This window comes from Allorhizobium sonneratiae (assembly GCF_023700755.1).
Classification (GTDB): domain Bacteria; phylum Pseudomonadota; class Alphaproteobacteria; order Rhizobiales; family Rhizobiaceae; genus Allorhizobium; species Allorhizobium sonneratiae.
In genome coordinates this window covers 515,087-535,943 of record NZ_JAMKOJ010000003.1, presented here as the reverse complement: position 1 = coordinate 535,943, position 20,857 = coordinate 515,087, and the positions used below count along the sequence as shown (strand labels likewise).

General features: G+C 60.6%; 22 protein-coding genes. All 22 read right to left on the bottom strand.

Features of this window, described 5'->3' with window-relative positions; genetic code table 11:
• A partial coding sequence (locus tag NAC44_RS08210) for a phage tail protein (protein ID WP_250939907.1) occupies nt 1-4,038 on the bottom strand: 4,038 nt, incomplete at its 3' end.
• Nucleotides 4,039-4,042: 4 nt separating this feature from the next.
• Nucleotides 4,043-4,486, bottom strand: coding sequence for a DUF6950 family protein (locus tag NAC44_RS08205; RefSeq protein ID WP_250939906.1), 444 nt, complete (start codon nt 4,484-4,486; stop codon nt 4,043-4,045).
• Complete coding sequence (locus NAC44_RS08200) at nt 4,483-5,109, bottom strand: hypothetical protein (protein WP_250939905.1); 627 nt, start codon at nt 5,107-5,109, stop codon at nt 4,483-4,485. The genes NAC44_RS08205 and NAC44_RS08200 overlap by 4 nt, the downstream gene beginning before the upstream one ends.
• 2 nt (nt 5,110-5,111) lie before the next feature.
• Nucleotides 5,112-5,756: a hypothetical protein gene (locus tag NAC44_RS08195; protein WP_250939904.1), complete on the bottom strand. Its 645-nt coding sequence runs from the start codon at nt 5,754-5,756 to the stop codon at nt 5,112-5,114.
• A gap of 3 nt (nt 5,757-5,759) precedes the next feature.
• Entirely contained in the window at nt 5,760-8,858 is a 3,099-nt protein-coding gene (locus NAC44_RS08190; protein ID WP_250939903.1) for a tape measure protein, read from the bottom strand.
• A 31-nt stretch (nt 8,859-8,889) separates the two neighbouring features.
• Nucleotides 8,890-9,078: a hypothetical protein gene (locus tag NAC44_RS08185; RefSeq protein WP_250939902.1), complete on the bottom strand. Its 189-nt coding sequence runs from the start codon at nt 9,076-9,078 to the stop codon at nt 8,890-8,892.
• On the bottom strand, nt 9,075-9,455 hold the full coding sequence (locus tag NAC44_RS08180) for a gene transfer agent family protein (protein WP_250939901.1): 381 nt from the start codon (nt 9,453-9,455) through the stop codon (nt 9,075-9,077). The genes NAC44_RS08185 and NAC44_RS08180 overlap by 4 nt, the downstream gene beginning before the upstream one ends.
• Complete coding sequence (locus NAC44_RS08175; RefSeq protein ID WP_250939900.1) at nt 9,452-9,895, bottom strand: phage tail tube protein; 444 nt, start codon at nt 9,893-9,895, stop codon at nt 9,452-9,454. Before NAC44_RS08175 ends, NAC44_RS08180 begins: the two co-directional genes overlap by 4 nt.
• A gap of 26 nt (nt 9,896-9,921) precedes the next feature.
• Nucleotides 9,922-10,329 (bottom strand): DUF3168 domain-containing protein, encoded by a 408-nt coding sequence (locus tag NAC44_RS08170; protein ID WP_250939899.1) that lies wholly within the window; start codon nt 10,327-10,329, stop codon nt 9,922-9,924.
• The gene (locus tag NAC44_RS08165; RefSeq protein WP_250939898.1) at nt 10,326-10,781 is read right to left on the bottom strand and encodes an HK97-gp10 family putative phage morphogenesis protein; all 456 of its coding nucleotides are present in this window, start codon (nt 10,779-10,781) and stop codon (nt 10,326-10,328) included. Before NAC44_RS08165 ends, NAC44_RS08170 begins: the two co-directional genes overlap by 4 nt.
• Nucleotides 10,778-11,140 (bottom strand): head-tail adaptor protein, encoded by a 363-nt coding sequence (locus NAC44_RS08160; protein ID WP_250939897.1) that lies wholly within the window; start codon nt 11,138-11,140, stop codon nt 10,778-10,780. Before NAC44_RS08160 ends, NAC44_RS08165 begins: the two co-directional genes overlap by 4 nt.
• Nucleotides 11,115-11,390: a hypothetical protein gene (locus tag NAC44_RS08155; protein WP_250939896.1), complete on the bottom strand. Its 276-nt coding sequence runs from the start codon at nt 11,388-11,390 to the stop codon at nt 11,115-11,117. Before NAC44_RS08155 ends, NAC44_RS08160 begins: the two co-directional genes overlap by 26 nt.
• The gene (locus NAC44_RS08150; RefSeq protein WP_250939895.1) at nt 11,387-11,935 is read right to left on the bottom strand and encodes a head-tail connector protein; all 549 of its coding nucleotides are present in this window, start codon (nt 11,933-11,935) and stop codon (nt 11,387-11,389) included. The genes NAC44_RS08155 and NAC44_RS08150 overlap by 4 nt, the downstream gene beginning before the upstream one ends.
• Nucleotides 11,936-12,032: 97 nt before the next feature.
• Nucleotides 12,033-13,304, bottom strand: a complete 1,272-nt coding sequence (locus NAC44_RS08145) for a phage major capsid protein (protein WP_250939894.1) — start codon at nt 13,302-13,304, stop codon at nt 12,033-12,035.
• Between the two features lie 91 nt (nt 13,305-13,395).
• Nucleotides 13,396-14,001, bottom strand: coding sequence for an HK97 family phage prohead protease (locus NAC44_RS08140; RefSeq protein ID WP_250939893.1), 606 nt, complete (start codon nt 13,999-14,001; stop codon nt 13,396-13,398).
• Nucleotides 13,967-15,256, bottom strand: coding sequence for a phage portal protein (locus NAC44_RS08135; protein WP_250939892.1), 1,290 nt, complete (start codon nt 15,254-15,256; stop codon nt 13,967-13,969). The genes NAC44_RS08140 and NAC44_RS08135 overlap by 35 nt, the downstream gene beginning before the upstream one ends.
• An 11-nt stretch (nt 15,257-15,267) precedes the next feature.
• Nucleotides 15,268-17,085 carry a terminase large subunit gene (locus tag NAC44_RS08130; protein ID WP_250939891.1) on the bottom strand — a complete coding sequence of 606 codons (1,818 nt, stop codon included), beginning with the start codon at nt 17,083-17,085 and terminating at the stop codon, nt 15,268-15,270.
• The gene (locus NAC44_RS08125; RefSeq protein ID WP_250939890.1) at nt 17,066-17,533 is read right to left on the bottom strand and encodes a P27 family phage terminase small subunit; all 468 of its coding nucleotides are present in this window, start codon (nt 17,531-17,533) and stop codon (nt 17,066-17,068) included. Before NAC44_RS08125 ends, NAC44_RS08130 begins: the two co-directional genes overlap by 20 nt.
• A 150-nt stretch (nt 17,534-17,683) precedes the next feature.
• Complete coding sequence (locus tag NAC44_RS08120) at nt 17,684-18,589, bottom strand: NotI family restriction endonuclease (RefSeq protein ID WP_250939889.1); 906 nt, start codon at nt 18,587-18,589, stop codon at nt 17,684-17,686.
• A 3-nt stretch (nt 18,590-18,592) separates the two neighbouring features.
• Complete coding sequence (locus NAC44_RS08115) at nt 18,593-19,840, bottom strand: DNA cytosine methyltransferase (RefSeq protein ID WP_250939888.1); 1,248 nt, start codon at nt 19,838-19,840, stop codon at nt 18,593-18,595.
• The gene (locus NAC44_RS08110) at nt 19,837-20,073 is read right to left on the bottom strand and encodes a hypothetical protein (RefSeq protein ID WP_250939887.1); all 237 of its coding nucleotides are present in this window, start codon (nt 20,071-20,073) and stop codon (nt 19,837-19,839) included. The genes NAC44_RS08115 and NAC44_RS08110 overlap by 4 nt, the downstream gene beginning before the upstream one ends.
• A gap of 336 nt (nt 20,074-20,409) precedes the next feature.
• The gene (locus NAC44_RS08105) at nt 20,410-20,739 is read right to left on the bottom strand and encodes an HNH endonuclease (RefSeq protein ID WP_250939886.1); all 330 of its coding nucleotides are present in this window, start codon (nt 20,737-20,739) and stop codon (nt 20,410-20,412) included.
• Nucleotides 20,740-20,857: the final 118 nt, after the last annotated feature.

Genomic DNA, 20,857 nt, shown 5'->3' with positions numbered 1-20,857 from the left:
GTTGAAGTCCACCCGCGAGATTGCCCCGGTCGGAATGTTCGAGCGGCCGACCTGAAGATTGCCGATATTGGCGTTGGAGATATCGACATTGCCGAGCGTGGCCGAGATCGCCGAGAGGCTGTTGACGGCAAGCTTGTTGGCGGTGATCGAGCCGTCAACGATCAGCTCGGCGGCATTGGCCAGACGAAACGCGATATAGTCGATCAGCAGATTGGTTGTTGTGCTGTTATTGCCAGTGTTCGAGATGCCGAGCTGGGCAAAGCGCGCGCCTGCCGGGGCGGTGATGCGGGCGGTATAGCGCACCCGGCTGCCGGTGATGGCGGCATTGACGACGAGATCGGTCTTGCTCAGCAGGTTTTTGCCTGCGTCATACCATTGCAGCCAGAAGTAAAAGCCACCCGATGACGTGCCGACATTCGACCAGACGGAAATGTCATACTGATAGACCGCCGATCCGGTGACCGGGATGTAATAGGCGGGCAACAGGGCAATGTAGAGATCATGCGCCGGGGTCAGCGTCGGCTTTTGTAAAAGCATGGCGCGTGGCCCCTGTGAAGAAAAACCGTCAGCAAACACCACCCTGTCATCCGAGGCCCCTTTGTTGACTGACCAGATGCCCGCCAGATCGGTGGTGGCAAAATTGCCGTTCGGCACAAGGTTGGTGTAGTCGGTCAGCGTCAGGGTCTTTGCCGTAATCGCGCCTGCGGCAATGTTGTTGGCCCCAATGGTGTTGGCCGCCACCTTGTCGCCGGTGATCGAGGCGGCGGCAATCTTGTCGGTGGTCACCGATCCGGCAGCAATCTGGGTTGCGGTCACGGCCCCTGCGGCAATCTTGGCCGCCGTCACGGCATTGGCCGAAAGCTTGTCGGTGGTGATCGCGCCTGTGAGAATATTGCCGCCGGAAACGAGCGTGACGCCCGCAGCCGACCACGGCGAAGGTTCCATCTGATTGGCGGTTGCCTCACCGAAGAAGGGCTTGTGTATCCAAAGATAGCTGTCGCTCTGACCGGAGACAGTCCCCTTCATGCGAAAAAACGGAAAAGCATAGACCGCACCTGCCGGAGCCTTGGCCTTGAACCAGGCGCGCTGGTAATTGGCCAGCGCTTTGCCCGGATCGATGCCCTGGGCGGCGGGAAAGACCCCAGCGCTGGAATAGGCCAGCACGGAACCGCTCTTGTCGGCAAAAGCGATATAGGGCTGAATGCCCTTGCAGCGATGGCCGAGATAATAAACCGACAGCTCATACCACTTGCCCGCCTCGACCGAGGTCAGATCAACACTGACGCCATCGGCACGGTAGACGACGCCAATCTCGATATTCTGCGTACCGTTGAACTGATAGATTTGCAGCGCCGCAGGAAGCGGCGCAAAGGTGTCGGTGCGCAGAGAGATGGAAAAGTTCGACAGATCCGCATTCGACCATTCGACACCCCAGCCGGTCAGCCCGGCGGAGAAATCGCTGTTCTTGATGAAGTTGGCCCCCTTGCCGACCGCCAGCAGATCGGCGGTGATCGAGCCTGCCGCCAGCTTGTCGGTGGTAATGGCACCCGCCGCGATCTGGTCGGCGGAAACAGCACCTGCGGCAATCTTCGCCGTGGTTATGGCATTGGCGGCAATGGTGTCGGCGGTCACGGCATTGGCCGCAATCTTGCCCGCCGTCACCGCATTGGCCGCCAGTTTCGGCGTGGTAATTGCCAGATCGGCAATCCGGGTGCTGCTGATCGTTCCACTCAGCTCGGACGTGTCCACCGTCTTCACATAGGCCGAACCGTTCCAGCGATAGCTCTCGCCGTTATAGGTCACATAGGCCGTCATCCGGCTGGACGGCAGCGCATCAACCACGGTCACCGGCTCGATGGAGGCGGCCAGTTTTGTGGCATCGACGGCCTGATCGGCCAGCGCCTTTGCCGTCACCGCCGCATCGGCAATCTTGTCCGCATTGACGGCTCCGCTTGCAAGAATGTCGGCGGTCACCGCGTCCACGGCAAGCTTGGCGGTGGTCACGGCTTCGTCAGCCAGCTTCAGGCTGGTAACGGCCTCATCCATGATCTTTTCTGCGGTGATTGCCGCATCGGCAATCTTTTCCGCCGTAATCGAGCCGTCCAGCACATCGGCGGGTTCGGAAAGATCGAGCGTCGTCACAGAAATCCAGTCCGACCAGCTGGTGTTGCGGGTGGTGAACGGCATCAGACGGCCCCGCACCTCATAGTCCGTCTTCGACAGGCACCAGCTGCCGGAGATCGTCCAGCGCGAAGACCCGGCATAGGGGAACCCGTCGCTGTCGAGCACGATGGCCCCGGTTGCCTTCAGCCGCACCTGCACCCAGACACGGGCAATGTCATCGAGATCGGCAGCACAGGAGACGATGATTGCAGGACGCAGTTCCTTATTGGCCGAATCGGTGATCGATCCCGCCTCGACCGTCCAGCCGGTCATCGCCTGCGATGCAGGCGCTATGGTGCCAACGAAAGCGCTGGTGGTCGGCAGCTGCTGGCTGGGCGACCAGCCATAATCGGCAGGGTCGATTTCTCTCAGCGTCACCTGCTGATTAAGCGAGGCCTCACCGGCGGCGCTGACGACGATGAATTTCTTGTTGTCATAGCCGTTGCGGGCTGAGGTCCAGCTGACCACATCATTCGGCTCCAGCCCCCAGGCATCCGGCGGCAGATAGAATTGATGCGTGCGAAACCGGCGATCTTCCTCCAGCATGGTGCGCATCAGCTGCTGCACCTGATTGCCATAGGGCACTGCCGGAAACTGCACATCGGCCACCAGACGGCGGTTGCCGTCTGCGGCATCCAGCGCCGTGTCATAAAGGGCCGGTGCATCCTTCGTCGCCCATTTTTCATCCGGGTTCGGATAGGTGGCATTGATGGCGTTGACGGTATCGTCCAGCGCCGGAAACGGCTCAAACGACTGTTCCTTGGTCACGATGATATCGCCATCGGTAAAGGCATAGACCGCCGCATTCAGCGCCCCGACCTGCAGCTTGAAGGCCCCGCCCACTTCCGCCAGCCGCCCGGCGCAGCCCGCGCGCAGATGGTCAATCAGCTCCAGCGGTTCGGTGTCGCCGGTAAATTCCACCCCGCCGCGAAACTGCGGTTCGCTCGTGCCATCGGCAAGAAGGCGCGCCCGGTCGCATTCCTGCGCCGCCGCAATCCAGTTGGACGCAGGCAGGCGCGAGGCCGCAAGGTTTTGCCCGCCATAAAACCACGCGCCCTGCCAGGACATGCCGCGAATGACGTTATAGATCTGCACCGCCAGATTGTTCGACGGTTCCCATGTTGCCGGATCGTCAAAACGGTGCGGGCCATTGCCGCCAGCGGAGCTGTCTTTGCGGATATCGTAAAGCGGAATGCCGGAAAGCTCGAACACGCAGGAGGGAACGCCGCTGAACAGCTCGGAATTATAGCGGTACACCATAATGGCATAGGCGCAGCCGCGCCCCACCATGGTGTCGCGCCATGGCCGTTCCGCATCGCCGGAAAATTTCGCAAGAAGGAAGGGATCGGCTTTGGTCTGGTCGCCATTATAGAATTTGATCCAGGCATAATCCTTGCCATCCTTGCGGAAATTGGTGATCGGCAAAAGCCCGTCCGCCGTGGGCGAAGACCAGTCCACGCTGCAGCGATCGTCATTGACCCAAAGCCCGGCAAGGGCCGAAACCGGCAGATTGGAAAGCTCGATCACATCGACGAAATAAGCGTTCGGCGTGCCGCCATCGCTGCCATAGACGCCCGCATATTTGCGCTTGCCCGAGGTGGCGGCATAGCCCATCACCGCAGAGACCGGGCTGTCATCGCCCATCTGGATTTCAAGTTTGGTGCCGGTGGTGGCGTCGCTCTTCTTCTGTGTCGCCTTTTGCAGCAGCGAGGAGGCAAGCGACAGGCCAACCGTCAGCACGACCTTGCCGACAATGCCGAGCGAGCCGACGAAAGAGGCAACGGCAGAAATCGCCGCAATCACCGGACCGGCATGAGCCGGTTCCGCCATCAGCCAGAAGCCGAGGACGTTCAAAACAAGCAGAATGCGTTTCATGGGATTATCCTACTTTAAAGGCGCGCACAGCCGTCTGGCGGTCAACACTGGCAAGACCGGTTTCAGACAGCACAAAAATCCGCTCGCCGTTGATGACGCCAAGCGCATGGCAAAAAGGGGTATCGACAGGAATGGCCGCCAGATCGCCGATATGGGCGTCGGACGGATGGCCGTATTCCGGCAGAAAGGCGGCGGCGAGATCGGCCAGATCGGCAAAGCCCAGCCCCCGCAGATGGCGATAGGCCGAGGCCGCATCGCGATAATCGCCAAGCCAGTCGCCCGCCGGGTTTTGCCCGGTCATGGCCTCCACCACCTTGAGCGCAAGGCCGGTGGCGCAGTCATGCCCCGCCCAGTCAAACGGGCGGCGGCGGATGGTGTCGATCACCGCATGATAATCGGCGATCCATGTTTCCTTGCGGATCAATGAGGGTTTGCGGATCAGGGTCATGATTTCTTCTGCCCCCATGGAATGGTCCAGCTGGCAACCGCCGCCGAATAAAGCCCCCATTCATCGCCGCCGCGCAGCTTCTGGGTCTCATAGGAGGATTTGGCCGGGTTCTTACGGGTCAGCATCGAAATCGCATCGGACACCACCCGGATTTCCACCGCGCCTTCCGCGCCGATCATCGGCGTGGTGATCGGCGCACCATCAATCTGGCCAAGAAAGACCAGCGGCGGCATGGCAACCAGCGTGCGATTGCGCGGGTCAAACACCGCCTCATAAATTTCCACCTTGCCAAGGCGCACGTCATAGCCGCGCACCAGCCGCTGAACCTCAGGGGCAATCTGGCTCAAGGAAACCGTGACCGTCTGGATGGAAAGATCGGAGACACGCGGCACGGTATCGACGGCAAGATTGACGCCGCCGGTAAAACGCCGCGTCACATGCTCACCGCTGAAGCCGGAGGGCACCGTTACGGTCAAAGCCTCATCGCCAGACCAGAAGCCGAGCGTCACTTGCTCACCGCTATCCCTGTCCTTGACGGTGAAGGAGACGAATTTGCGCGGCACGATGCCGCTTTCCCGCGCGTTTTGCAGCGCGGCAAAATAAGAATTATCGAGATTTCGCATGGTTATTTCTTCTGAATGAGTTTCAGGCTCATGTCGGAGATGAGCGAGCCGCTGCGCTTGCCGTCGCTGAAGCCGCCGGATTGCAACACCATCCGGCAGGCGGGTTTGTTCAGGGTCACCGCCGTTCCTGCCGTTACGGCAGGCGGCACATGTGGGAAAACGGAAAAGGCAGGCGTGACGCCGTTTTCATCGGCCACGGCATCTTCCGACACTTCGAGAAAGGCAAAGCGCGAGGCGGTTTCATAGGTGAGAGAAAGCTTGTCGCCCGCCGTCAGCCGGTAGCCGGGCGGCAGGCCGGAAAGCGCCAGCGCTGTGGTCGAGGCCGATTGCAAAAACACCTGCGCATCGCCAAGACGCTTTGCCCCCGGATCGGCCTGAGGAAACCAGCTCATCGGATCGCAGAGAAAAACGCTTTCCTGCGATCCGTTGAGCGCCCGCACCTTTGCCGCAATCTGTCTGGCCGCGCCGGTGCGCAGCGGGCGAAGGCCGATTTCCGCCGTCCACAAGGGATCGGCCAGCTCTGCCTGCCAAAGCCGCCCGTCGCCCACACCGGAGAGTTCGTCATTGCGCTGCACGCTCCAACTCACCGAGGCAACCGGCAGAAGATCGGAGAGAAAGGCAACGGAATAAGGATAGGTCAGCGCCATGATTTATCCTCTCTTTCTCGGGTTGCGGTCAATTTCCTTCACCCGCACCGGCAAAACGTTGCGGCTGAACTGCTGCTGTGCCGCGGCAATCTGCCGTTCGGTTGTGCTGCGCACCTGTTCAAGCAGTTCCTTGTCGCCGGTTCCGGCAACGGTGACATGGGTGGTGTAGCTGAAGGAGCCGCCACCCGTGCGCACCGGCGTCATGTCCGGCAGCCTTGGAGCCGTCAGTTTCGGCACGGACGGACTGCCGACATAGCCGCCGCTGGCATAGCCCCTCAGCCCCCTGCGCATGGCTTCCAGCGCCGCCGGGCCGCCTGCCGCCTTGACCGTTTCCTGATCGAAGACATATTCGCCCTTGTGCACGATCCCGGCAGGCTCATATTTGCCGCCGTGGCCGGTATAGCCGCCCTCATCAAAGCCGATTGCCTTGAAAACGCCGGTCAGCCAGCCGCCGCCCTGGGTGGCCGAAGCCCCGCCGAAAATGTCGTCAAACAGCCTGTTTGCCGCCAGTTCGGTGAGCTTTTTGGCAATGTTGGACAGCGCATCGCCAAAACTGCTTGCGCCGGTAATGGCATCGGCAAAGGAGGATTTGGCCGTGTCGTAAAAATCGCGCGCAGCATTTTCGCTGCGCTCCTGCGCGTCCTGCACCTTGCGCAACTCATCGGCCTGACGGGCATAGGCATCGGAAACGGCTTCGATCTGGCTGAGCTGCTGCGGCGCAAGCTTGATGTTCTGCCAGTCGGCATCACCCTTGCGCCTTGCCGCTTCGCGCACCTGCTGAAGCGCGTGTTGTTCAAGATCAAGCGACATGCGCCGCTTTTCCTGCTCGTAATAGCTTTTGCCGATAACCTGCTCTTCGGCCAGAAGGGCAGCCGTGCGGTCCTTCACCGCCTGAATGTCCTGCGCAAAATAATCATCGCCGGTTCTGGCCGTGCCGCCACCACGGGTGGATTTGCTGCGGGCCTCCTCCGCCTTCACATCGGCGATGGCCTGCGCCTTTTGCTGCGCCTCCGGCAAAAAGCCGCCCTTCTTTTGCAGATCGGCCCGGATTTGCGCCTGCCTCTTTTCGATGGCAAGCTGCTCTTTGGAAAGACCGTTCTGTCGCTGGGCTTCCGCCGCATAGGCCTTGCCGATCTCCAGCATTTTCTGCCCTTCAAGGCGCGATTGCTGGTATTGCCGATATCCGGCCTCGATCTGCGGGTTGACCGCCCCGTCCAATGCCGCCCGCGCCGCATTCGCCTCCGCCTTCAGGCCGGACAGCGTGCCGATCAGCTGCGTGATCTGGCCGATAATCCCCTGCGCATTGACATTCGCCTGCCCGATCCGCTCCAGCGCATCGCGGGTTTCATCGGCGCTGGCCTGCCCCTTCTCGAACTTGTTGATCAGCGTCTGGACCTCTTCGACCTGCCCATCGGAAATCAGCGCAGATTGCTGAAGCAGCGATAAAGAGCCGATCAGGGAATCAATCACCGCCTTGGCGTGATCCATATCCGATGTGTCACCCAGCCCGACCGCTTCGGTTTTCGCCGCCTGAAAAATCTGGATCGAGCGTTGCAATTGCCGGTTCAGCTCCAGCACCGGCTTGCTGATATCGGTCGCTTCGATCTCCTTCAGCTTTTCAAGGGCTTCCGATGCCGCAATCTTGCCGTCCCGCACGCCCTGCGCATATTTGACGATGGCGGCAACGCCTGCCTTGTCGTCCGAGGATACGAAGAAGCCCTTGATACCGCGCAGTTCGGCCATCGCCTTTTCGATGATGGCGCCGAACTCATCGCCCTGATCGCGCAAGCCGCCGAGAATGCCGCCGCCGCCTTTCAGCCGTTCGATCACATCGTTCAGTGCGCGGATTTTGCGCACCCGCTCAATATCGCTCAAGGCATCGAGAGACTTTGCCGTCTTGTCCACTTCGGGCGCAGCCTCGGATGCCAGAAGCCCCAGCCGTTCCAGCTCTGCCGTTACCTTGCGGGTTTCGCCTGCCGCCTCGGCAGATGATGACGCATAATGCGCCAGCGCCCCGACAACGACACCGCCGACAATCATGCCGATGGGACCAGCCGCCGCCCCCAGGCCTTCCATGGCAGCGGTCACGCTGGCCATCGAGCCAGCCGCCCGAAGCGCTGCCATGAACCGGACCAGCGCCGAGGCCCCGAGGCTGAGTTTGGACATCATGCCAACAAGCGAGCGGCCCACCAGCGCGCCAGCAATCACCGAGGCAAGCTGCAGAACCACATCCGCCGTCCTGCCAAAATTATCGGCCAGAGCATTCAGCCCGGCAATCAGCCGCTGCGATGCGCCAAGGCTGGCATCCGTCTGGCCGATATAGCGGGTGAAGGCGTTGTTGACCTTGGTCATGCCCTGTTCAATCGTTTCCGTGGCATTGGCGGCCATGGTCTGAATAGAGGGCAGGCCTTTGAGAAAGGCGCGGAAAAATTCCTGACTGGACACCTGACCGTCATTGACCAGTTGCTTGAGACGGCTGACCGAACCACCGGCAGCGTCAAGACCGTTGGCCACGGCAATCAGGATCGGGCGTGCGCCCTCGTTGACACTGTTGAACTCTTCCGCCTGCACGCGCGCCATGCCGAGCATCTGGCCAAGCTGCAACAGCGCGCCGGAGGCCTCTGCCGAAGACGTGCCGGCCACCTTCAGCGCCACGCCGACGCCATCGGTGAATTTGAGAATGTCGTCCTGACTGGCGCCGAGATTGTCGCCCGCCTGCGCCACCTTGCCGAAAAGATTGGCCATGGCCCCAAGCGGCGTGGCGGTGTTTTGCGCCGAGGTATAAAGCCGGTCGAGCACATCGGCCTGATTGGTGCCGACAATACCGGCCACCGCAAGAGCGTTTTTGGCGCTGGTCCAGGCATCGGCATAATGCAGAACCGAATCCACCGTCAGCGCCGCCGAGACCCCGGCAAGCGGTGCGGCCAGCTGGCGCGTGATGGACGTGCCCAGTTCCGAAAACCGCTTGTCGGTTTGCTTGATGCGCTTTTCCATGGCGCGGGCCTGCGCATTGGTAACGCCCACCGCCTTTTGCATTTCCCGCTGATATCCCTTGATATCGGCAGAAAGCTGCACAACGAGCTTTTCAACATCGGTTGCCATGAACCACCTTTATGAAACAGGAGGGAAAAGATCAGGACGCTTCCAGCCACGCCCAAAGATCATCCCTCTCTTTGTCGGTGAGGGCGTTTTCGTCTTCGGGCACATTCGCGGCCATCCAGCCATCAAGGGCGGAAAAATACTGGAACATCGACATGGCGCGCACGGCCTGCGGCGTAAAACCTGCCGCAGCCCCGGAGCCGTAAATCGCGGCAAATCTCAATTTTCCGTTGGGAAGATCGTCAAGGGCGCGCCCTCCTGATTTGCCGCGTCGGCCTCCCCCGGCGTTTCGTCCGGTGCGCCGAGAATGCCTGCCGTGAGAATGGCCTGCGCCATCAATACGTTTTCGGCAGGAGGCCGCGCCTCGACCCATCTGCGCACGAGCTGCAGCGCCTCAACCGGCGTCTTGCCGCCGCCGATCAGGCCGAAGCGGATCACATGGGCAATATCGCCAACGCGCCATGTGCCGGTATTGAGCCGGTCGAGAATGACATAAGGCCCGGCATCGCAGGCCTCCTGCAAGCCTTCCAGCTCACCCCAGCCAAGGCGGAAGGCGTAATCGCCGTCCGCAAAGGTCAGTGTTATCGATGCATCCCTCATTTCGCGGCCACCACGCGCAGCATCTTGCCGTCGCTCTGCATCGAGATATTCGCCGTGGCGCGCTTGCCATTGTCGCCGGATAACTCAAACTTTTCGACATGCATCAGCCCGGTCCATGTGACCGTCTTGGCCGGAAACTCGATCTCGATCTTGACCGGAACGCTATCGATGCTCTCCCAGGCATCGAGCCAGGTTTCAACGCTTTCCTGCGCCAGAACGCCCTCGCCGGTGACGGACATGGAAAGCGATGAGGCATCGCGCCCGATCCAGTCCACCGTATCGGGGTCATCACAATCGGGAATGCTGGTTTCCTCCAGCCCCTTGTTAAGCGAGACGGAACGCGAGGTGAAGCCGCAGGGCGCGGTATAGACGATGGGATTGGCATCATTGCCGATAAGGACGCGGATTTTCCCGCCGCGAATTGCGGTTGCTTGTGCCATGACGGCCTCCTGATTGTATGGAAAGGTCAGTAGTTCTGGATACCAGCGCGGAAGGTCAGCGCGATATGGGTGGTCAGGCCGTCCGGGTCGCGCAGATCGTGCCGCCCATCGAGCCGGAAATAGGCAATGGCATTGTCGATCAGGGACAGCATGTCCCCGGAAAGCGCCTTGACGATGGCTTTTGCCACGCGCCGCGCCTCGGCAAAGCCGGGGTCTTGCGACCAGACGCTGAGCTGGATGGACATGTCGGAGAGGTCTAGCCCGTCCACATCTTCCACCACCTCCTGCGTGGGGCCGAAAGACACATAGGGCAACGCCACATCGGGCGGCACCCGGTCATAGATCCGGCCTGCAATCAGCTCGGAGACGGCCTTGTCGGCCTTGAGGCAGTCGATGATGGCCACCTGAAGTTCATGGGCTGCATCCGCGCTCATGAGGCCACCTTGCGCGCCGCCGCGCGCACCGCCTGACGCACCTTGCCCTTTGCCGCTTTTTTGCTGGCCCGCCACGACACATAAAAGAACGGGCGGGCCTTGGTGCCGGGGTTTTGCGTTCCGGCATACATGCCGCCGTTTTTATGCGGTGCGGTGCCAAATTCGACCCAGCGGGCATAATAGGCCTCAGCATTGCCTGCATAGATGGTAATTGTCTGATCACCGCCGGTCTGCGCCTTGACCGCCGCGACAATGCCCGCCCCTTTCGGCACCTTGCCCCATGTCCAGCCGATGCTGTCACGCAAGGCACCATTTCCCGGCGCAAGGCTTTTCATCATGGCGACAATGTCATTGGCCGCCGCTTCCATGCCTGCCCTGATTTCGGCTTTCGCCACCTCCGGCAGGCGCTTCAGCTTGCGTTCAAGCCGGATGAGGTTGAGTATTTTGCTCATGTCGAAACCCCGCTCTGGCAGAGGAAATCGACAAAGCGCCGATCCCGGCCCGGCCCGTATTCCTGCGGCGTCACATCGCGAATGTTGAAGAGAGCGCCACTGTCGAGATCGCGAATGCGCCAGTCCGTGCCGACCTGCTTTGCCGCGCGGCTGACGCGCACGAAAATCACCTGCGTATGCTGGCCCTGAAGCCGGTCCGCCATGACGCTTTCGCCGCCGCGCAGATGCACATATCCGGCCCGGCAGCGAAACCGCTCCTGCCACACGCCCACCGTGACGCCGTCACCCCGGTCCCGCTCTTCACGGGTTTCAAAGGCAACGGTGTGTTTGAGATCACCTGTCGTTCGCTCCCCTGCCATCGTCGCCCTCCCTTGTTGTGTTTTGCTGCGCAATTGCGGACGCGAAACCGGCATCCACTTTCGCTGCAATTGCTCTTTGTTGTTCCGTGATTGCTCTTGCGGGCTTTGCCAGTTCCACCGCCTTTCCGGCGGCAACGGCCTGTTCGCCGCAGCATTTGCGCACCGTCATTTCCATGCCCGCCCGATAGGCGATGGTGGTGGCGCGCACCGGCTTGAAATCGAAATCTTCCAGAAACCGCACCCGCATCACGCGCCCCGTCTCCAGTTGACCAGCAGCCGGTCGAAATCCGTCACCCTGTCTGCCGGGCGGTTTTCCGGGTTGCCGTAAAGTTCGGCGATGCGCATGACGATGCCGAGGCGCAGATCAAGCGGCAGTTCGGCAAACCCGACCTCATAGGTCACGAGGATTGCCGCCCCGCCATGGGCCTGCGGCCAGCGCGTCAGCGGAAAAAGACAGGCAGTGAGACCATCGGAACGCACCCGATAGGCGGCAGGGTCAAGAACCACCTCCTGCCCGTCCGGCTGCGTATAGGTGATGGCGGGTGTGCTGCCCGGCCTCAGCGGCCCATCCGGCAGGCGTTGCAGATCGGCCCAGCTGTCGCATTGGGCGGCGAGCGTTTTCGGCCAGATGGAAAGATTGCAGGTCTGCTCGATCACGGCGATGACTTCGCGGATCATCATTTCGATCACCGCGTCGTCCTGATCGGTATCGATCATGCAGCGCTCCTTGATCGTCTGGACGCTGACCGGCAGGGCCTCGGCCTCAGCCGTGACCATGGGCGAATACCAGCTCATGACATATCTCCAGAAAGGGCCGGTGGAAGGCCGAGCATCGGCCGAAAAGTGGGAACCGATGTTCGGCACGATGCTCTCACCACCGGCCCGTGCTTTTTCAGACGGCGGTTTTCATCGCCTTGATGGCGTTGACATCGCCCAGCTCGCCGTCAAACCGGATCAGCCCGGCAATGCCGACCTTCGGCCAGAAGCGTTCACGCAGCACGCCGATCACCGGCGAGCCGACACGGCGGACGAAATATTTGGAAAAATCACCGAAGAGCGCGATGGTCTTGCCCGCCGCCACCTCATCCATGTGCTGGTTGATGGAATAGGGCCGCCCGTTGAAGCTGGCGGGCACGCCCTTTTGCACATCGCCCTGCTGCCAGAGGTAATTGCCGTTGCCGTCCTTCAGCTTGCGGGCAGCGAGCAGAAATCCGTCATTGAACATGTAGCGGCATTTCGGCGAGGCCCGGTAAGCCGGATCGACAGAATGTTCCAGCTCAATGATATTGTCCCAGGTAAAGGCCGTCTGCGCAGCCGTAGTCACGCCAAGGCCTGCGGCATTGACCACGCCGTTCGGCTGCTCATTGCCGGTTCCGACCGTCAGCTTGCGGTTGGCAAGACGGCCAAGCCGCTCGCCGACCAGCCCGCCAAGCAGGGATTCCATGTTGAACAGGGAATCGGCATCCAGCTCGAAGGACCATTTGATGAAGGGTGTCGCATAGACATAGGCGTTGAGCGCCTTCTGCCCGAACTCGACATCGCCGCTGCCGTCTTCCTTCAGATCGCCGCCTTCGGCCAGTTCATCGGCCTCCCTGTCGGTGTCGTCCACCGTCGGCACCAGCATCGGATTGCCCTTGGAGGTGGAGATCATCGTGCAGATCGCCTCATCGTAAAGCGGACCCCACAGTTTCATCGCCTTGATGATTTCCGCCTCAAGCTCGGTCGGCACGGTAAAGCCGCCCGCCGCCCCCGTGGCCGTCAGCTGGTCGCGGGTTTCAAAGCTTGCCGCGCCCTTTTGCAGCACCGAGCGCTCTTCTGCCGAAAGATCGGAAGGGCTGACACCGCAGACCACCTTGGCAAAGACGCTGCGATATTCCACCTTGCTGCCCTGCGGCAGATCGAGGCCGCGCGTTTCGGGCGTGTCTTTCAGCGGGCGCATCTGTGCGCGGCGCTCTTCCTCACGCTTTTCCAGTTCGGTCAGCTTTTCTTCCCGCTCGATAATGCCCTGAAGCCGGTCATATTCGGCCATGGCCTTGTCATGCGCGCCTTCCAGCTCCTTCGCACGCGCCTCATCGGTATTGGCGTTGACCGCATCCAGCCGCTCACGGGCCTCTTCCACGATACGCGCCTGCTTCTCACGCAGTTCCTTGAGTTTCTGCGACATGATGTTCTCCTGATTGTTGAGGGAAGTTTTGCAAGATATTGTTTTTGTTATTCCTGAGCGGGAAACCGGTTTCCGCTTTCCCCGGAATGCGTCAGGACCTTTGTGTCAGGTCCAGGCCGATTTTCATGCGCAGCCGGGCAAGCGGCGCAAAAGACCGGATATCGGTCTTGCGGGCGCTCTCCAGCGAGCGCAGCGCAATGGTGGTTCCGGCATAGGCCGGGATCGAGACGATGGAGACCTCGAAGAGATTGACATCGCGAATGGTTCTGAGCGGCATCGGCTGGGAAAAATCCCACTCCTCGCTCACCACTTCAAAACCGAAGGACATGCCGGAGACATCGCCCCGCTCGATCAGCGTGCGCACATCGCGCCCCGCCGAGGTGTCGGGAAGGTCGATTTCCACCGCAAGCCCCTTGCCGTCTTCGGCAAGCCGCAGCGTGCCTGCCCGGTTGCGGCCCAGCACCAGCGCGGTGTCATGATCGTAAAAGGCGCGGATATCGTCAGAGCCGAGCGAGCGGGCAAAGGCCCCCGGTGCCACGGTTTCGGCAAAGACGCCCGCAACCTCCGCCACCTCGCCGAAGACGGCGGCATAGCCGCGCACCGTCATGCCAGCCCCTTGCGTCCGCGTCTCCACCGGCTGAACCAGCGAGCGGCATTCGCGCTCACCCGTTTTCGGCAACGTTGTCGCTAACGTCATCGCTCACCTGCCTTTCGCTGTTTGATGGATCGTCGGGCGGATCGGGCGTGGATGCGCCATCCGCTCCGGTGTTTGCGCCGATGGGCACGGTTGCGCCCTGAATGTAGAGCCGGTCTGCCGCCGGGTCCGGGGCGCGCGGCCTGCCTTCGATTTCGCGCCCCTCATTCGGGGTCAAAAGTGCGGAATTGACACCTGCGGCCAGCGCTTCGAGACGGCTCTTGAAATCGCCGCGCATCAGCCCGTCCAGATTGTGCCGGACATAGCGGCGGGTGTTCATCCGCCCGAAAACCTTCAGGTTCATTTCCCCTTCAAGCGCCGTCGCCCACTGGCTGATCAGATGCTTGACCAGATAAAGGTCGTTCTGCTCGACATTGGAAAAGGTCGCCCGGCTGAGGTCCTGCAGGAAATTCGGCGGTATCTGATAGGCGCGGGCAATTTCCTGCACCTGATAGAGCCGCGCTTCGGTCATCTGACCCTTGGCCGGATCATAGCCCACCTGCGTCAGCTCATAGCCGACCGGCAGCTGAATGAGCGGCAGCTGGTCCTGTCTGGCCGCCTTGACCGCCCGTTTCACATCCTCGCGCGCCCGCTGCATCGCCCGGTCGTTGGCGGGCATCGGCCCTTTCAGCGCCAGAGGCGGCACGCCGCCACCGGCAAAGAAATTCGAGGCATAATCATTCATCGCCAGCGCCAGCTGAATGGCCTTTTCCGCCATGGCAATCGGCCCGCGATGCTGCACCAGATTGCGCTTCAGCATATAGGGAATGTCGATCACGTCCGTTGCCGGATATTCCCTGCCCTCGAATCGGTAAAACAGCCTGCCGCCGCGACGGCTGATCGAGGCGCTGCCGGGATCGATGGGCCAGAGCGCTTCCACGCCCGCCCCCTTGCGCTCGATCCAGGCAAGGCCGCGCCCGCCGGTAAATACCTGTTCCCAGAAGAAGCGCCGGAATTTCGAGGTATCCATTTCCTCATTCGGGTTTTCCTCCAGCACCACGGCCAGCTTGCCGCCGAGGCGTTCCGGCCCGCGATCCGTCGTCTTGTAGACATGCAGCGGCAGGGTTGCCAAAGTGCGCGACAGAAACGACACCGCCGCCTGAACGGCTGGCACCTGAAGCGCCGTTTCCACCGTGACCGTGGGCAAGGTCCCGCCGCCCAGCCCGAAAAATTCCATGAAATTCGCCGCGCTGACAGGCACGGTTTCGCTTTCGAGCGACGTGGAACGCCGCTCGGCCTTGGCCTTTCCGGATGCCATGCGGCCACCCCTTATGTTGGCAGAGAATAATCCTCATCATCCCAGGGGGATGACGGCGACACACGGGCGCGGCAGAGCGCAACGCCCATCGACATGGCCAGAGACACCATGCCGTCAATGCGGCCAAAGGCATGTTCCTTGTCGAACATGCGATGGCCGGTGCGGTTTTCCGCGTAGACGACGCTGGCAGCGCAGCTGTCCAGCATCGGGTTCGGGTCTATGCCGATGCGCTGCTCATAGATTGCGTTTTCCAGCATGTTGATGCTGTGCGGCATCCAGAGATAAATCTCCTGCTCGCCATCCGGCGCATTCGGATCGCGTTCCAGCACCCGGCGGTTGAAGCCCTGCGGATGGATGGTCAGCGGCAGCGACACGCCGTCTTCTTCCAGATGTTCGCAAAGCTGCTCCAGCCCGTACTGGTCCGCGCCGATTTCCAGCGGCTCGAAGCGGGCGCAGATTTCGCCCACCGCCTTTGCCAGCCAGGAATATTTGAGCCGCTGGCCCGGAACCGCCTCCACATGCCCCTGATCGCGCCACAGCTCATAAGGGGCCTGGTCGGTGCTGGCCCGGTCGGCCAGTGTATCGGCAGGGGTCCAGAACCATGTCTTTGAGACAAGGCGTTCGGCATCTTTCGCGCTGTCCAGAACCCATGTCAGCGTCAGCGCGGTAAAATCGCGGGTGCGGGACAGATCGAGGCCGCCATAGCAGGGAAAGCCCTGTTCAATCAGCCAGTCGAGATCGAGGCTCTTCTGGCAGGCCATCCAGGCTTCGCGCCGGATCGCCGCATTGACCGATTGCGTCCACTCGCAAAAATGCAGCCGCGCAATGCCGTTTCGTTTGCCCGGCATCATCTTCGCCTGCGCCACAACGCCCATCAGATAGTCCCGCGTGATCGTCACATCGAGGAGCGGATTGGCCTTCACCCAGCATTCCGGGTCATTTTCCCAGTCGTCACCCTCATCCAGCGAGCAGACGAAGGAAAAGGTGGTGTCATCCTGCACGATGCCCGCCGCCACATTGACGGCGTGCTGGTGTTCCTCCCAGCAGATCGAATTGCGGTCCGAGCCGGAATTGGTGGCCATGACCAGCAGCGGCTGTTTGCGAAACTTGAAGCCGCGCTCCAGCATTTCGATCACATCGCGGTTCGGGTGCTCATGCACCTCATCGCACAGCGCGCAGGACGGACGCGGGCCGGACTGCGCCTTATCCGATGATATCGGCTTGAAGAATCGCTTATCGCCGCCTTTGGCGCGATAGGTCAGCTGCCAGACCGGGTTTTCGCCCTGAGACGTCACCTTGCGCGCCAGACTGGGCGACTGGTCGCGCATGGCAACGGCATCGCGAAACAGAACCTGCGCCTGATCCTTCTTCGCCGCCGCCGCATAGACTTCGGCACGCGGCTCGCCATCGGCCACCATCATCATGAGGCCGATGCCGCCGAGAAGCGGCGATTTGCCGTTGCCCTTGCCCTCTTCATCATAAAACCGGCGGAACCGGCGAAGCCCGGTATCGGCCCATTTCCAGCCGAACAGCGAACCGATGCGAAAAGCCTGACTGGGATGCGGGGTAAACCGGATGCCCTCAAACTGCCCGCCATTCAGCCGCAGATGCTTGGAAAACCACGCAATCCGCTTCTTCGCTTCCTCCACATCCCAGAGCAGACCCCGCGCCGGACCATCACGCAGATCGAGAAGATGACGGCGGCAGGCATTGCGCACATGCGGCCCGGCCACCACGACACCGCGAACGACATCTGCCGCCCAGGCCGTGACCGGATCGTCCTCATAGGACACATCCGGCAGCGCACTCTCAATCGAAGCTGTCGTCATCCTCGAAATTGAACCCCATCTGGCCCGACGCCTGCAGGCCACGCTCGGCAGCGGGCGTCAGGCCGAAATCGCTGGCCAGCGCCCGCACCTGCCGCCATGTTTCGTTGAGTTGCCCGACCTCCGGGCGGTTCTTGAACTGCACGCCGTTGCGTGTCTCGCTCTCATAGGTCTCGCCGTTCTCGCGCACATCGAGGCGCAGTTTTTCGTAACGCGAGATCGTCCAGCACAGCTGCTCGAACATGTAGATGTTCGTCTCGTTCAGCCGGTTCTTGCGCGGATCGCACAAAGGCGGCGCCAACCGATCATAAATCGCCCGCACATCAAAAGGCAGCTCCGCCGGTCGCAATTCCCGCGCCCGCGCCACCCCCCGCGCCTCAAAATTAACCCCGCCACCCTCCTCGGGCTTCAACGGCACAACATTCTCGCTGGAAGGTTTGCGACCTTTCATGAGTCTATCCTGATTGATTTGATGATGGGTGCGGGCCGTCTAAAAAGACGGGAGGAATGGCTTATGTGCGCTTGCGGCCCGAAAAGGTACCCAAACGTCCCAGCGCGGTAATCACATCCTCTTCGAGGACTTTGCTCGGTTGCGTGACCGTCAGCCTAACGCCGCCTCAATCGCGGTTCGATAGACGTTTTCATCAGGCAAGGTGACATTATTGAACGCCTCTTGCACCTTATAGACCGTGGTGGAATGGGGCGGATCGGCTTTAAGCGGCACGGTGGCCCCGTCGATGATGCCGTTCGACAAGTCGTGCTGATAAGCAAGGAACGTGATCGACGCAGGCTGTAGGGTATAACGAATCAAGCCACTTGCACCACCAAGGCGCGCCATGATCCGCGTATAGACCGGCTGCGGGCAAACAAAGAACAAACCCTTCCGGCACAAAGCCTCGCGTTGCAGCACCTGCCCCTTGTAGATCAACTGCGGCAGAATACGCTTGTTGACGTTTTCCCAATTCAGGCCCGCCGACGTAGCTGGGTTGGTTCGTTCCGGTTTCAGCAATGCTTCCCTGCCGTTGCGGTAGTTGCCCGTGGTGTCGATGGTCTGGACTTCAACGGCGACAAATTCTTTCAATCTGCCGTTGGCATCGAGTAGGGCCAAAACCCAATCTACAAAGTAGCTTCCCGCACCATCTTTTTGGGGCAAGCGCAATTCACCGCCCCAACGCTTGCCAAACACGGCAACAACAGGTTGTTTAATATCCCTAGCCCTTGCCGATGCTTTGCCGCCTGCGATCAGCTCATAATCTTCATCAAACGCAATTTTTGCTACGTCGTAGAGGGCGCGGTATTTGTCTGCGTACAGGCGGATTGGACAACACATGACCGGATCCGACGTGACCGGCTTGATCGTGCAGACGCCCGCGATAGCGCCATCACTTAGCCGCTTCTCGCACACATCGGATAGATAAGGGCATTGCTTGTTGGTGGCGGCAGCGATTGCCGCCGCCGAGTGATCATCCGCGCGATAGCCGAAAAATTCCCAGATTTTCCCAGCCACTTGTTACGCCACCCCGGCTTTGCGTGTTATCGTCTCGCGTGCTCCAAGGACATGAGCAATTGTCCGGCCAACCGCAGCACCCAACAATGGCGGAACCGCATTGCCGACTTGTTCGTATTGCTCAACCCGCGAACCGCAGAAAACATAGGTGTCGGGGAAGGATTGAAGTCGTGCCGCCTCCCGTACGGTAAAGGCCCGGTCCTGCTCGTAGTGAAAATAAGCGCCCCAATGCGGATCGCACTTGGTCAATATGGTGGATGCAAGTCCGGTCGGAGAAACCCGCCCATAACGTTTGGTGTGGTCACTCCGACGCGCCCTGCGCATTCCGTGCGGCAAAAGCGCGTCGGGAATATCCGTCCAATTTCCGCCTGGTGGGATATGTGACATGCGTTCAAGATTGATTTTGCTCAACCTCGCCGCTTCATGACAAGTCACCCCTTCCGACCCCACACGCATCAGCTGCTGATAAGGGTTGTCTGCAGGGTGGCGGTACGGCTTCGTCACCTCGCCCATTTCGCCGTTTCGCAGAACGGGCAAATCGCCGATGGCATCTCTGACCGTCACATGCGACGGCAGTTCAAGCGAGCGCGGTAGGTTCACCAGCGTCTTACCGGCAAATTGGGAGGTAAAATTCACCCTAACCGGAGCCTGCCGCAACGGCTCGGGGAACAGTTCAGTAGGATTCAGACCGTCCCGGATACCAAGGATTATCGTGCGCCAGCGGGTTTGGGGTATGCCGTAGTGGGGTGCATACAGGATGCGGACATCGGCATCATAGCCAAGGTGTTTCAGCGATTCAAGAATTGCATCCAGCGTTGCGCCACCCTCAAACGACACCATTCCTGGCACGTTCTCGATCATGACCACTCGTGGCTTGAATTCTGTAACGAATCGTAGGTATTCGCGGAAGAGGTGGTTCCGTGAGTCGTCAGTAGAACGCTTGGGAGCGTTAATCGAAAAGCCTTGGCATGGTGGCCCACCGGCAATCAAATCCAGTTCGCCCCGCCTCAAACCTAATAGTGTACGCACCTTGCGGGCATCGACCATGCGAATATCGCGACTATCGACATAGGTGTCGGGATGATTGGCCGCGTAGGTCTGAGCGTAACGCGGAGAAATTTCGTTGGCATAGAGAGAGTTGAACCCTGCTTCCCGCAAGCCTTCGGATAGCCCGCCCGCACCAGCGAACAAGTCGAGCGAGGTCAAACGTCCCGCTACTCCGTAAACTCCCATTGCATCGAATTGGCTCATATCGCTTTTCTCTTTATTGTACGGCGTGGCGATCTGACTTCCGGCGCTGTGAACATATCCGGCAGCAACACGTTTTGCTGTCGATTGGCAAACGCCTGCATGAATTCGCGTAAAACTTCCGATGCCTTCCGATTTTCGGCCATGCATGCACCTTGGAACGCCTCGCGGAGTTCTTTTTCAACGCGGATACGAAGACCAACATCTTTGCTTGACATGGCGTGACTGTAGCGCATGGTTAAACAATTGTGTATCCATAAAATGCACTGCCTTAGCCTTTTACTCTTGTAGCGTCGGCGACACGGTAGTGCGGCAGCTTTACATAAAATGTCTTAAAAATCAGATATATGCAGGAGATTTCTGCAACAGATTTCCTCCAGGCTTTGCGCAATTGCGCGGCCCAGCCACCTTACCCCTCGCTCACCCTCATTTTGAGACCACACCTCCTGCTGTGGCTTTTTGCCTTCAATTTCCACTCCGCACACAAAAACCCCCGACGCCGGTGCGGGGTGGGGATGGCCTTTGGGGCTGACCCACCCCCCCCGGCCCGGCCCTGCCCGGCCCGCCGAGGGTCAGGCCCGGTTCGCCGGGTGTCGCGGATCGGTCGGCCAGCCATCGGCACCCATTGCCGTGGAGAAACCGCGAAGCTCCTGCCTCTGCTTGGTTGCGTCATGGTGTTTCTTGCACAGGCTCTGGAAAGGCCCGTTCCAGAACCTGTCCGGGTTGCCGTTGTGGCGCTCGACGTGATCGCAGATGAAAGCCTTCACCAGCTTTCCCTGCTGACGGCACATGCGGCAATAGGGTTCCCGCTTGAGCTGGGTTGCCCGCACCGCCCGCCATGCCGAGGTGTAATACCAGGAGCGCCAGCCCTTGGCCGCATCTGATCTTTGATCTATCGCCATATCTCTAAACGAAAAAGGCGACCCTCTGGCCGCCTTGTGTCTGGACATAGCTTACGCACCGGCCCTGAAACGCTCTGCCTTTTGGCTTGCGTCAGGGCGGGGGCTGACCGGTGTACCA